The following is a 13,644-nucleotide window of genomic DNA, read 5'->3' on the forward strand; positions in this document are numbered from 1 at the left end:
ACTCTTACTCTCAGCTAAAAAAGTATGGCAAATTTGACCTTATCTTTTTATCTTGGTGGTTGAGTTTTCGGCACTTTTAACTGACAATAGCAGCTTGATATCCTATTTGGTGACCGACGCTATTATGAAAGTTATGCGCTTACTGTCGTCCTTAAAGCATGATGAATCCGAGCGCGGCATTTTTCATCTGGGTCGCGCTTTGGTTAAAAATGGTCATACTTCCATTATCATTGCCAGCGCCGATGAAGAAAATGACTTGGTCAAACGCCTAAAGCGCGATGGTAATATTTACCATCAGCTGTATATGAATAAGAAATCTTGGCTGTCGCTGCTACAAGTCGCCCCGCTGCGCCGCCTGATTGAAAAATACGATCCTGATGTCATTCATGTGCATTCGCGCACCCCTGCATGGATATTGCATTTGGCCTTGCGCCGCGCCCGCCTCAAGCGTCGTCCCAAACTGGTCTCGACCATGTACGGTTTTTATCCGATTAATAAGTACTCGCAAGCGCTGCTCGATGTCGATACCATCATCACGGTCTCCGATAGCGTCACCAATTATTTAAAAAAAGGCCTACGCCGTGAGGAGCTAGAGCCTAAAGTTATTAAGCGCATCTACCGCGGTGTCGATACGCGCCGTTATCCGTATCGACACAACCCTTCTGTGTATTGGCTGCGGCATACGTTTGCCGAATACCCTGAACTTGAACATAAAAAATGGCTGGTTTTTCCGACCATTATTGGCAATGAATATGGGCAGGAATGGCTGATTGATATCTTGGGTAATCTGCAAGAACAATTTCCCAATATTCACGTCATTATTATGGACGATGATTACCGCGAAGGTGATGTGGCGCATGAAGATTTTCGCCAACGCAGCAATACGCTTGGACTGTCTGAGCGCATAACTTACGTCGGCAGCAAACGTAATGACATGCGCGAATGGCTGTCGGCGGCCAATATCGTCATGGCGTTGGCCAACGAGCCAGAATCGATTGGCATCAATGCCCTGCAAGCAATTCACTTAGGTACGCCAGTCATTGGCTGGGATCAAGCGGCCTTTAGCGAGATACTACAGCCACTTTATCCGCAAGGATTGGTCAAAAAATACAACGCCAAAGCGCTCTGTAAAGCGGTGCGCAACCAGCTAGAGAGTGTCACCCGTCCTGAGATGACCAATAAATTCACCATGCGTGAGATGATTGAACAAACCCTACTCGTCTATCAAGAGTTATATGACCAATCGCTTGCAGAAGAACAAGCGCAGGCGGATGCAGCGGCGATTAAAAAAATTAAGAAAAGTCTGAAACCAATGACAAAACCTTTTGATAAACCTTCTGATCGTTTAGTCAATCAAGAGCCTGCGCTACCCATTACTCTCAAAAAGGATAAAATAATAGCGCAAGATAACGCGGTTATGAAATCTGATAAAGAAGTTGTGCAACATAAAGACAGTATCACTTTAAAGGATAAAAAACTGGATAATGCCTCTTTAGATAAGCACGCTTTAAAGAATGATGCGTTAGATAATAAACCGTTATAAAATGCCAATCTCGCTAACGGTTTGGTGCAAGATTATTGGTTGATAAGATTGATGCTGTGAATATGTAAAGAAAGCCTAACGCTTACGCTAGGCTTTCTTTATTTTGAACAAATCTTATTTTTATTTAGGCGGATTATCTTTCAACCATAGCTGATTGACGATTTTTAACTCGCGTAGCTCTTCTGCCATAATAGCTTCACTGATGCCTGGATATTTGACGACGGCATAGCTATAAAGACCGATACCAAGCGCTGTCCAACCAAAGAAAATCCACCACTCGATAGCGCTCAGCGCTGACGGCATGCCCGGCATATATAAGATGAGCAAGCCAATGCCCAGTACGATGGTAAACATACCGACCAATTTACCCGCTGGCACTCTAAACGGGCGCACCATATCTGGCTCACGGTAGCGCAAGACTAAGAAAGAGATGGCGACACAGGTATAAGCAATCACGATACCAAAACCACCAGCATCAACAATCCATACTAGCATCTTACGACCAAATAATGGCGCAAGCGTCGCTAGACCACCAATCAATAAAATGGCGTTTTTTGGCGTCTTATACTTCGGATGTAGCTTACCCAAAAATGCAGGCAACATATGGGCTTTTGACATGGCATAAAGTAAGCGACTGCCACCGATTAAAAACGCGTTCCAACTCGATAAAATGCCTAATACACCGCCAATGACTAGTAAAATACCCGCCCATTTGCCATGCCACGCATTGGTCATCGCGTCAGCGGTCGCCAAGGTTGAGCCTTGTGCTTGAATGAGCGGCAAAGTGCGACCGACACTCCATGCTACGCCGACATACCACATCACCGCAATAATAATAGAGACAATCAAAAACTTACCGATATTAGGACGGGTCAGATCAATCTCTTCGGCCGCTTGCGGAATCACGTCAAAACCAACAAACATAAACGGCACCATGACAATCACCGTCATCATACCGCCGATACCACCGATAAAGGCAGGCGCTTGCACAGCGGTTGAATTTGCAGGATTGTAAATTACCGCACCAATAAACAATAACGTACCGACAAATAAAATACCGAGTACGGCTGTTTTTTGGAACCAAGCGCTGACTTCCATGCCGCGAATATTAAGCCAAGTGACGATGATTGAGCCTAGCATACCGACGCCAACCCACGTGGCATAAACGTCCCAGCCCGCTATCGTCCACAGATAGCCTTGGTTGTAATTGGGAATAAAATACTCGACCACCGTTGGCAGGGCGACCGCTTCAAACGCCACCACCGAAAAATACCCAAATAAAATGCTCCATGAGCAGATAAAGGAGATATTTACCCCCAGCGCTCGATGCGTATAAGTATGCTCGCCGCCTGTAATCGGCATAGAAGCGGCCAGCTCAGCATACGTCACACCGATTAGTATCACGGCCAAACCGCCTATCAAAAACGCCAGCATTGCGCCCCACGTTCCTGCAGACAAAATCCAACCGCCAGCCAAGACTACCCAGCCCCAGCCAACCATAGCACCGAATGCTAAGGCAATAATATCTAGCGTCCCTAACGATTTTTTTAATTCAGACATAACCTACTCCTTGTCTGTGTGTCATCCGTGTGAACCTTTGATGGTTACACTATCTTTTGTTTAGCGGGATAGTACCCTTCATAATTATCATATATCCCTTTTTGTCCATGCCGTCGTTTGTATCTTGCTTAATAGGCAAACGACAAAAACAGCAACGGCGTCTTGACTTGCAAGACGCCGTTAGAAAAAATGTACTCAAAGCGAGTGCCATCATGGGCAATCTTGCTGTATAGACCTAACCCTACCAACCAAGAACACCGCTTGATTGACAAGGGTACATCACACCATACAGGATTCAATCGTAAGCCAAGGTAGATGACCACCGATTGAGTTAAAAACATAAACTAGGCGGTTAAGATATTTTTGATGATATCTAGGCCTTCTTGGAGTACTTCATCTTCGACTGTCAGCGGCACCATCACACGGATGGCATTGCCGTACATGCCGCAAGAGGCAAGCAGCAAGCCTTGCTCAAAGGCTTTGGCTTTTAGATCAGCAGTTGCTGCGGCATCCGGCTTGCCATCTCTGTCGATTAGCTCAAACGCTAACATCGCGCCTTTATGGCGAATATGACCGATGCTGCTTAGGTTCAAATCTTTTAAAAATGCTTCGATTTTGTCACCAATCTCGATACTGCGCTCAAGCAGATTTTCTTCTTCAATCACTTCCATGACAGCAAGCGCAGCCACACAAGCCAATGGGTTACCAGAATACGTACCGCCCAAACCGCCGACTTGCGCGGCGTCCATGATATCAGCGCGACCGATAACGGCAGAAATAGGATAGCCACCCGCTAAGCTTTTAGCACTGGTCATCAGATCCGGCTCAACGCCCAATTGCTCAGACGCAAACAAGGTACCGGTACGAGCAAAACCACACTGGACTTCATCAAAAATCAGCACGATACCATGCTCATCGCAAATCTCGCGCAGCGCTTTGGCAAACGATGGTGTCACTTGATGGAAACCGCCCTCGCCTTGTACGGGCTCAATAATCATCGCCGCCACTTCACTTGGATCGATGTCCGCTTGGAAAATCATCTCAAGGCTATGCAATGCTTGTGCCTCGGTAACGTTTAGCTCTTCTGCTGGAAATAACGCATGGAACACAGGACCTGGCATCGGACCAAAGTTCTTTTTGTATGGCAATACTTTACCCGTTAGGCTCATGCACATTAGCGTACGACCATGCCAACCACCAACGAAAGAGATGACACCCGGACGACCGGTTTTTGCACGGGCAATTTTGATACAGTTTTCGACCGCTTCTGCGCCCGTAGTCAAGAACAGGGCTTTTTTCGGACCGCTGATAGGCGCTTTTTCGCAAAGCTTTTCAGCAAGCTCGACGTAGCATTCATAGTTAACCATTTGCGCGGCAGTATGGGTAAATTTGTCTAGCTGCTCGTGCACACGCTGGGTGATTTTTGGATGGCTGTGACCGGTATTCAGTACTGAGATACCACCGACAAAGTCAATATAACGATTGCCTTCGATATCCCACACTTCTGAGTTTTTTGCTTTTTCGGCAAAAATAGGAAAGGCAATGCCAAGGCCTGTTGGCAAAACAGCTTTACGGCGCGCAAGTAATGATTGATTGGTAGTCATAAGAATATCCTTTTCTTTTTTCTTTACGTAGATGCCAATGATGGTATGGCGGTTTATAAAATAAGCCGTGGCTAAATTTAGGATTTATGCTATTGAATCCCGTTAAATGCTAGGTGAAAATCTATAAAAAACAAATGGTTAAAATATAAAACAGCTAACCATTAGCTTTAACTATTAACTAATATCAGAGCACCAATATTTGGTCACGACATATTCTTCAATGCCGTATTTTGAGCCTTCACGGCCAAAGCCTGATTGCTTAACGCCGCCAAATGGTGCGACTTCGGTAGAGATAAGCCCAGTATTATGACCGATGATGCCGTACTCTAAACCTTCAGTGACACGCCATGACCGTGCATAGCTGCCGCTGTAAAAATATGCAGCCAAACCATAAATGGTATCGTTGGCTTGACGAATGACATCGGCTTCATCTTTAAAGGTAAAGATAGTAGCGATAGGACCAAATATTTCCTCAGAAGCGATATCCATGTCACTGCTGATATCGGTAATCACGGTTGGGTTATAAGACAGCTCTGATGCGCCGTTGGTGCTACCGCCTGTGATAAGGGTTGCGCCTTTATCTAGCGCGTCTTTGAGCAGCGCTTGAACTTTATCCAACGCTTTTTTGTTAATTAAAGGACCAATATCCACGCCTTCATCCATGCCGTTACCGACATTAAGCTCAGCGACTTTTTTCACAAAGACGTCGAGGAATTTGTCTTTGATACTATCTTGCACGTAGACACGGTTGGCACAAACACAGGTTTGACCCGCGTTACGATACTTAGACGCAATTAAGCCTTCAGCAGCTTTTTCAAGATCGGCATCATCAAAGACGATAAATGGCGCATTGCCACCGAGCTCTAATGACAGTTTTTTGATGGTTGGGGCACATTGTGCCATCAAGATTCGACCGACTTCAGTAGAGCCAGTAAATGACAGTTTATGAATGCGTGGATCGCCGGTTAGAATATCGCCGATGGTTGAAGATTTGCCCGTGACGACTTGAATAACGCCTGCTGGAATACCGGCTTGCTCAGCCAATACCGCTAATGCCAATGCAGAAAATGGCGTTTCGGTCGCAGGTTTGATAATCATGGTACAGCCTGCCGCTAGTGCAGGAGCTGCTTTACGGGTAATCATCGCTGCTGGAAAGTTCCAAGGCGTGATGGCCGCGCAAACACCGACCGGCTGTTTTAAGATGACATGGCGCAATTGGGTTTGATTGGCAGGGATAACATCGCCGTATACGCGCTTACCTTCTTCAGCAAACCAGCGGATAAAGCTATTGGCATAACCAACTTCCCCGCGTGATTCGGTTAAAGGCTTGCCTTGCTCGGCGGTCATAATGATGGCCAAATCTTCTTTATTGGCATCGATAAGGTCGGCCCACTTTTGCAGTAGTTCCGCACGCTCTTTGGCTGTTTTGGCCGCCCACGTGATTTGCGCCTCATGAGAAGCAGCAACCGCGTCATTGACATCATCGGTCGTCAGGCTTGGCACGTTACCGATAATATCTCCGCTAAAAGGATTGCTCACCTCAAGAGTAGTAGCATCGCTGGAATCAAGCCAACCGTCTTTGATAAAGCACTGCTGTTTGAGTAGGTCTGGGTTTGATAGTTGTAGCGTATTTGACTGTTGTGACATGTTGACACTCCTTGTCAGTGTTATTTTGCAAATAAGGTTTGCAGATTTATAGTGATAAACGAATAGCTAAAAATAGGAATGAAAATAAAAGGTTATGACTTAAATAATTATTGATAACTTGTTATTTGTTCAATATAATGAACATGTATTCTATATATGAGACATCATTATAAGAATGATAATCCCCTATTTGCAACCTTTATTATCAATTTTGTGCTGATTTATCATTTTATTTTGCTACTCCCTTAATTTTATCGTCTTTTATAGGTTTCTTATGAGCACCACTGCCGTTCCTGCTTTGGACAAAACTTTTCAGATTTTAGATTTAATAACTGACAGCGCCCAACCTTTAACGGCGGCGCATATTGCAAAAGCGCTTAACCTGCCTCGTAGCTCAACCCACAATATTTTGCAAAGTTTATTAGCCAAACATGTCATCTATAAAGACAGCGACAGCCGCTTTCATTTGGGCTCGTATTTGATGTATTGGGCGGGCAAATATGAGCAGCAGCAAGGCGTCATCCAGCTATTCAAAGACCTTATTGTCCAGTATCCTATTCTACTTCAGCATACCGTTACCTTATCCAAGCTCGATTTTGGTGAAGTGGTGTTTTTGGCTTGTCATGAAGCGCCGGCGCCGCTTGGCTTTACCTTTCGCGCTGGTGTGCGCGTACCGGCAGTATTCTCTGCCACTGGTAAAGCCATGCTTTCCACCTTTTCTATGGACAGCATAAAATCCATTTATGCCAGCGGTTTCCCTACGCCTATTACCAAATATGGTGTCGATAATTTTGCAGATTTATCCACCGAGCTGACGGCTATTAAAAACAGTCGTATCTCACTTGATGATGGGCAACTGCGCGAAGGTATGTATTGCTTAGGTACTTATATTCGTAACGCTTCAGGTAATGCGATTGCCGGTATGGCAGTCAGCTTTTTGCAAGCAGAATATGAATCCAAGCGAGCTGAGGTCAGTGCGGTACTGATTGAATTGGCAGAGCAAATTGAGCAGCGTTTGGGTTTTAAGGACGAGCATTAAACAATTCCATCGGCTTTAAGCTTGGCAATCATCTCGCTGTCATAGCCCAAATCAGCAAGTGTGCTATCGGTATGTTCGCTCAATTGCGGTGGCGGCGACCGATAAGTAATCGGTGAGGCGGATAATTTAATCGGGCTACCTAGTGCTCGAACAGGGCTACCTTGCGCAGCAAAATCAACCACCATCTCACGTGCCAGCGCTTGTGGCATCGCCAATGCCTCAGCGATATTATGAATCGCCCCGCACGGAATACCTGCTTTATCTAACACCTCTAACCAATAGCTGCGCGGTTGCTCGGCAAACTGCTTGCTCAGCTCATCACAAAGTAGTTCACGATTGGCAACGCGCTGTGGATTGGTCATAAAGCGTTCGTCCGTATTCCAATCAACGCCCAATACGTTACAAAGCTTGGCAAACTGACTGTCGTTACCGCAGGCTAAGATAAAGTGCGCGTCACCCTCCCCAGCAAACACTTGGTAAGGGACGATATTGGGATGCTGGTTACCAAGTCTCGGCGGGATTTTGTCGGATGCCAAATAATTCATACCGACGTTGGCCAGCATCGCAAGCGCGCTATCAAGCAATGCCACATCGACATGCTGCCCAAGTCCGGTATTTTGACGGGCTAATAGAGCGGCTTGAATGCCAATGGTCAGCTGTAACCCTGCAAACAAATCAACGACTGCCACGCCTACCTTATGCGGTTCGCCATCGCTTGGACCGGTGATGCTCATCAGCCCTGATAGACCTTGAATAATATAGTCATAACCGGGACGCTTGGCATCAGGCCCTGTCTGGCCAAAACCAGTCAACGACGCGTAAATCAAGCGCGGATTGTCTTGTTTTAGACTGTCGTAATCTAAGCCGTATTTTTTTAGTCCGCCAACCTTAAAGTTTTCAACGACAATATCGCTGCTAGCGACAAGCTGTTTGATAATGGTTTGTCCGGCAGGTGTGGTGATATCGACGGTGAGGGATTTTTTATTGCGGTTAATAGTGGCGTAATAAGCAGAAGTGTCATCGCTGAATTTTGGCGGCGCCCAATGCCGCGTTTCATCTCCAATATGCGGACGTTCGACCTTGATGACTTCAGCGCCCAAATCTGCAAGTACTTGGGTACAAGAAGGACCGGCCAATACTCTCGATAAGTCGAGCACCTTAATACCGTGCAATGCACCTTTTGCCATATCCGTCATAATAATCCCTTATTGTGTCGCGTATTTTTTGATTTTTTGATGATAAAATTGTTCTTCATCATTTAATGGCCAAGCAGTTAAATGATGAAAAACAACTGAAAAACGTACGCTACTGTTTAAAATCTGCTTATAGGAAGCCAAACAGTAGCGCACGTAATTAGCTAATAACGCTTAATAAAACGCTTGAATACCCGTCTGCGCACGACCTAGGATAAGCGCATGAATATCATGTGTACCTTCGTAGGTGTTGACCGCTTCTAAGTTCATGACGTGACGGATAATATGGAACTCATCCGAGATGCCGTTGCCGCCGTGCATATCACGCGCAACACGCGCGATATCGAGCGCCTTACCGCAGTTATTACGTTTAATGAGTGAAATCATCTCAGGCGCGGCATTGTCTTCATCCATCAGACGACCGACGCGTAACGCCGCTTGTAAACCTAAAGCGATTTCCGTCTGCATATTGGCAAGCTTCAATTGCACAAGCTGGGTTGCGGCAAGTGGACGACCAAATTGCTTACGGTCTAGCGTGTATTGACGCGCCGCTTTCCAGCAAAATTCAGCCGCGCCCATTGCGCCCCATGCAATACCATAACGGGCTTTATTTAAGCAACCAAATGGCCCTTTTAGACCACGGATATCTGGGAAAGCATTGGCCTCAGGGACAAATACCTTGTCCATGACGATCTCACCAGTCACTGAAGCACGTAGTGAAAACTTACCTTCAATCTTCGGCGCTGATAAGCCTTTCATGCCTTTATCTAAAACAAAACCGCGAATCTCATCGGCGTCGTCTTTTGCCCAAACGACAAATACATCAGCGATAGGACTGTTGGTAATCCACATCTTATTACCCGTCAGCTCATAACCGCCATCAACTGCGCGCGCACGGGTCGACATCGAGGCCGGATCTGAGCCTGAATCTGGTTCCGTCAGACCAAAACAGCCGACATACTCGCCAGTGGCAAGCTTCGGTAGATACTTTTCTCTTTGCTCTTCGGTGCCATATGCCCAAATAGGATGCATGACTAAACTCGACTGCACGCTCATCGCCGAACGATAACCTGAATCCACCGCTTCGACCTCTTTGGCAATCAGACCGTAGGCAACACTTGATAAACCGGCACAGCCATAACCTTCAATCGTTACGCCAAGTAAACCCATCTCACCCATTTGACGCATGATATTACGATCAAAGTTCTCGTTACGATTGGCCTCTAAAATGCCAGGCATCAGCTCTTTTTGAAAAAACTGACGGGCGCTGTCCGTGACCATGCGCTCTTCATCAGTTAATTGGTCGCGTAATAAAAACGGATCTTCCCAATCGAAACTTGGACGCTTAGATGTTGCCATGTAGAACTCCTTGTTATCAGTCTTCCTGACCGATGAGTAGTGATTAATGAGTAAATCGTTTGTATAAATGATTGACTTGTTAATTCTGCTGTGCGAAACTTAGTTTCATAATTAAATCTATTTAAGCAAAGTTTTATGACGCTGTAAACCTTTATCAAAAAAAATGAGCATAAAATGACAGAGAATATATCGGCAGCTCTGCCACTACTCGATCGAATGACCACTATTCTTGAGCAAAGTAAGGACGATAACGATAGGCAGTTTGTCACCGCACTGGGCCGTGGACTGACTTTATTGGCAGCCTTTGAGCAGCATGAGCAGCTTAGCCATCAGCAATTGTGCCAGATGACCGCCTTGCCAAAAGCCACTATTACTCGGCTTATTCATACCTTGATGACGCTTGGGTTTTTACGTATAACCGAGCACGGACAATATCAGCTGGGCAGTAGCGCGGTGCGATTAAGTGCCACCGCGTGGAGTCGACATGACATGGTGGCAACTGCTGAACCATTGCTGCGGCAATTTGCAAGTAGCAATGAGGTATCGGTGAATTTGGCAACCGAAGTCGAAGGAGAAATGCGCTATCACGCTTGCTGTCGTAGCCCTGCTCGCCTGTCGGTCAATTTGCAAGTCGGCTCAGCCGTGCCTGTCGCCCGCACTGCCATTGGTCGCGCTTTTTATGCAGCGAGCTCGCCAGCGAGAAAGGCGGTGATTCGTAGTAATCTACAAGAGCATTTATCTAAAGAAGAGTATGACCGCGCGCAATCTGCGTTAACCGAGGCGACAGAGCATTATGCAAAATACGGCTATACGGTATCAGATGGTGAGTTTTCTACCGATATATTGGCAGTTGCTGTTGGCGTCTTTGACATCGCAACTGGGCAGTATGCATATTCACTCAATGCCAGTGTGCCAAGTGCCAATTGGCAAGCGGAAGAATATGCAGCAATGATTGTGCCGAAATTGCAGGTGTTGGCTGAAAGGGTTGGCAATGGGGTTTAGAAAAGCTGAGTGGATTTATTTATTTTTTAGCGGCGTATAAAGGTGTTGGTAATGCGATGAGACACAAAATGATTTGGTGGAAGTGCTATATAGTTTTCGGCATATAAAAACAATCTAATACAATTAAAATACTATAGATCTATCATTTAATAACTAATTCAATTTAGATCGATCACATCATAAACATTGTAAGTCGTTTGAGCGATAGGTTTTAAATCTGAATCAAATTGATAAAAGCGCACATCGTAACTACCTACTTGCCAACCATCAGTCGGGACAAAGCTTACCCAATTATGATCACTACTTGCTGAGATGTTTTTCTTTTCAAACAAGAGAACTTGTCCCGTTTGGTTATTTATCCATTTGACGAAGACGTATTTATCAGCAGGTACCTGACCACGGGTATCAAGATGCGCGTATATTTTCGCAAACTTAGTGACTTGGTTGGTATCGGCACTTACTTCTGGCATAAAGTAATCAAAACTTACTTTAGCAGTGCCAACTAGTTTTTGATTATCGTTTGGGTTATAAAGCTCTTCAATAGCACGTTCTGCAAATCGTCTTTTATCCTGAATAACATCAATTGAATCAACTGTCATAAATTTATTTATATATTGTTCAAGCGCATAATCAGGCATATTGTTTATAATTGCTTTGGCTTGCTCCTCAGAGTAATCATTAAGAATGATTTTACTACTATCGCTCTTATTAATTATTTTCTGCGGTAATGTACCAATATCCATATCATTCTGATCGCCATAATTATCAGCTAACTGACTAAATTGCGTTTCTTGATATATTGCTTTATTAGTAAATGCAGTATCCATTTGTTGCTTACTCATCGCAATATATGTGACAAAGACACCGAACAAAAATGAGAACAGAATAGTAGAAAATGTAAAGACGGTATTTTTCATAGAAACAATTACTTAAGCGCAAATGATAAGTATAAAAAAGGCACAACAGAATGGTTGCACCTTTTTATGAGCTACAAACTGACAGATTAACGACAACTAAATTTGTAGCCATTTAAAGTAATGCTACCGCCAGCTTTGATATTGTCACCTATACTAGCTCCACCACTAGCTGAACAATTTAAATTATATCTTTTGCCTTGGCTATTATTGAAGCTAGAAATAGGAATTAAACAAGCGCTACCCTTTTTACCATATACATTGACACCTTCTGTTTCACAAGGATTGGTAACAGAAGGATCAATAGGATTTGCTGGGTTGGCATTGGTAGCAATTAGCTTACAGTTAGCGGTGCAGGTTTTGTCATCGTCGCATAAACTATAAGCTTCTCTAGTAGAGCAGGTATACCTGTTACCACTTACCAAGGTCTTATTACCAATAAAACCCTGATTACTTGCATCTGACGAGCTATCACTATCACCGCCACAGGCTGATAAAAACAGTGCAGAACAAATGACAAATGAACTAAAAATATTTTTCAATTTACATTCCTTATAAAAAGTATAGGGCTAGAATTATGTTGATTATACTTCTAAACTTTTTCAAATTGAACTTCATTATGAAATTAATTTTTGATATCAATAATAAGTAAGAGTTAAAAACCTATAATAAATAAGAGAGAATAACCATGAAACTCGCCGAAGCCCTCCTCATCCGTAGCGATATGCAAAAAAAGCTCGCCCAAATTAAAGGGCGTATTCGTAGCAATGTCAAAGTCCAAGAAGGCGATACGCCAAACGAAGACCCAAACGCGCTGATGATTGAAGCCAGTCAAGTCATTACTGAATTATCGGCTTTGATTGAACGTATTCACCGAACTAACGCTGTCGCTCAGTCCAATGAAGGTCGATCGATGCTGACACTATTGATCGAACGTGATACCTTAGAGATGCGCCATAAGCTATTGATTGAGGCCATTGAAGCCACTGATACCGAGGTTGACCGTTATAGCCCTCGCGAGATTAAATGGCATATCATGGTTTCGGTTGCCGGTTTACAAAAACAAGCCGACGACATCGCGATGAAGCTGCGCAAAATTAATATTTTCATTCAAGCCAATAACTGGCAAATTGACCTTGTAGAATAAGTATTTTTAAACCATTGATATGAGAATTTTCTGTCCGTTTTATTTATTTAACAATACTATTCGATAATAAACGGATAGACTGCCCCTTTGGAACCGACTGGGCGAGTGTCAGACCCCAAACCGCCACAGCAGGGGGTTGAAAACATACTGTAGTGGCTGCTACGCGTTGCGGGCAAACGCTTTTTTTACCATTCATGCCCTGCACCCGTCACAACCCACAAGGCACTATTTAGACCTTACTACCAGACACTGACAGTCGGTTTCAATCTTATTTTTAATGCTTTTCGTTATTGCCATTGAGTGCCTTTTCCTTATCTTCGTAGCCAAATCATCAGCAGAAAATCATTTGAAATAATCAATCAGAGCCGATTACATCTAAAAACTGTTATAGTAGAATCACTTTAAAATTGATACAGTGCGACTGGGATGAATTTTTCGTAGCCTCTGTGATAACAGCAAGCAAGGAAAATTTATACCAGTCGCACATAGCTATAACGTATCGCTTTTATTTTGCACTGACTATATTTCGAGCGCAAAATTAGCACTCTGTTACCCAATTAAACCATCGCAGTGATATCATATGTGTATGATGTACGCGATAAATTTAAGCATTTAATCCATTCTTAATAACCATGT

Annotated in this window: 12 protein-coding genes; 4 read left to right on the plus strand and 8 right to left on the minus strand. The window is 44.3% G+C overall.

Annotated features, from left to right (window positions below; translation table 11 throughout):
* Positions 1-124: 124 nt before the first annotated feature.
* A complete protein-coding gene (locus tag FOR85_RS05740; RefSeq protein ID WP_223808534.1) occupies positions 125-1,543 on the plus strand; it encodes a glycosyltransferase in 1,419 nt (472 codons plus the stop codon).
* Between the two features lie 120 nt (positions 1,544-1,663).
* Here the strand turns inward: FOR85_RS05740 and FOR85_RS05745 are convergent, their stop codons facing one another.
* The 3 genes from FOR85_RS05745 to FOR85_RS05755 all read right to left on the minus strand — a co-directional run bounded on the left by FOR85_RS05745 (position 1,664) and on the right by FOR85_RS05755 (position 6,354).
* Positions 1,664-3,103: an APC family permease gene (locus tag FOR85_RS05745; RefSeq protein ID WP_144297096.1), complete on the minus strand. Its 1,440-nt coding sequence runs from the start codon at positions 3,101-3,103 to the stop codon at positions 1,664-1,666.
* Positions 3,104-3,447: 344 nt separating this feature from the next.
* Positions 3,448-4,707, minus strand: a complete 1,260-nt coding sequence (gene gabT / locus FOR85_RS05750; RefSeq protein ID WP_144297097.1) for a 4-aminobutyrate--2-oxoglutarate transaminase — start codon at positions 4,705-4,707, stop codon at positions 3,448-3,450.
* A 174-nt stretch (positions 4,708-4,881) separates the two neighbouring features.
* Positions 4,882-6,354, minus strand: coding sequence for an NAD-dependent succinate-semialdehyde dehydrogenase (locus FOR85_RS05755; RefSeq protein ID WP_144297098.1), 1,473 nt, complete (start codon positions 6,352-6,354; stop codon positions 4,882-4,884).
* Between the two features lie 274 nt (positions 6,355-6,628).
* Between FOR85_RS05755 and FOR85_RS05760 the strand changes: the two genes are divergently transcribed.
* Positions 6,629-7,393: an IclR family transcriptional regulator gene (locus FOR85_RS05760; RefSeq protein ID WP_144297099.1), complete on the plus strand. Its 765-nt coding sequence runs from the start codon at positions 6,629-6,631 to the stop codon at positions 7,391-7,393.
* Here FOR85_RS05760 and FOR85_RS05765 read toward each other — a convergent pair.
* Both FOR85_RS05765 and FOR85_RS05770 read right to left on the minus strand, forming a co-directional pair.
* On the minus strand, positions 7,390-8,589 hold the full coding sequence (locus tag FOR85_RS05765) for a CaiB/BaiF CoA-transferase family protein (RefSeq protein ID WP_223808535.1): 1,200 nt from the start codon (positions 8,587-8,589) through the stop codon (positions 7,390-7,392). The genes FOR85_RS05760 and FOR85_RS05765 overlap by 4 nt on opposite strands.
* Before the next feature lie 171 nt (positions 8,590-8,760).
* Complete coding sequence (locus FOR85_RS05770; RefSeq protein WP_144297100.1) at positions 8,761-9,945, minus strand: acyl-CoA dehydrogenase; 1,185 nt, start codon at positions 9,943-9,945, stop codon at positions 8,761-8,763.
* Between the two features lie 174 nt (positions 9,946-10,119).
* Between FOR85_RS05770 and FOR85_RS05775 the strand changes: the two genes are divergently transcribed.
* Complete coding sequence (locus FOR85_RS05775; RefSeq protein ID WP_144297101.1) at positions 10,120-10,947, plus strand: IclR family transcriptional regulator; 828 nt, start codon at positions 10,120-10,122, stop codon at positions 10,945-10,947.
* A gap of 158 nt (positions 10,948-11,105) precedes the next feature.
* On the opposite strand, the gene FOR85_RS05780 is transcribed toward FOR85_RS05775, so the two are convergent.
* Positions 11,106-11,864, minus strand: a complete 759-nt coding sequence (locus FOR85_RS05780; protein WP_144297102.1) for a hypothetical protein — start codon at positions 11,862-11,864, stop codon at positions 11,106-11,108.
* An 86-nt stretch (positions 11,865-11,950) separates the two neighbouring features.
* The gene (locus FOR85_RS05785) at positions 11,951-12,403 is read right to left on the minus strand and encodes a hypothetical protein (RefSeq protein ID WP_144297103.1); all 453 of its coding nucleotides are present in this window, start codon (positions 12,401-12,403) and stop codon (positions 11,951-11,953) included.
* A gap of 146 nt (positions 12,404-12,549) precedes the next feature.
* On the opposite strand from FOR85_RS05785, the gene FOR85_RS05790 reads away from it, so the two are divergent.
* On the plus strand, positions 12,550-13,008 hold the full coding sequence (locus tag FOR85_RS05790; RefSeq protein ID WP_144297104.1) for a DIP1984 family protein: 459 nt from the start codon (positions 12,550-12,552) through the stop codon (positions 13,006-13,008).
* A gap of 43 nt (positions 13,009-13,051) precedes the next feature.
* On the opposite strand, the gene FOR85_RS12630 is transcribed toward FOR85_RS05790, so the two are convergent.
* On the minus strand, positions 13,052-13,204 hold the full coding sequence (locus FOR85_RS12630) for a hypothetical protein (protein WP_190295508.1): 153 nt from the start codon (positions 13,202-13,204) through the stop codon (positions 13,052-13,054).
* Between the last annotated feature and the right edge of the window lie 440 nt (positions 13,205-13,644).

This window comes from Psychrobacter sp. YGAH215, from assembly GCF_007280595.1.
In the GTDB taxonomy this organism is placed as follows: Bacteria; Pseudomonadota; Gammaproteobacteria; order Pseudomonadales; family Moraxellaceae; genus Psychrobacter; species Psychrobacter faecalis.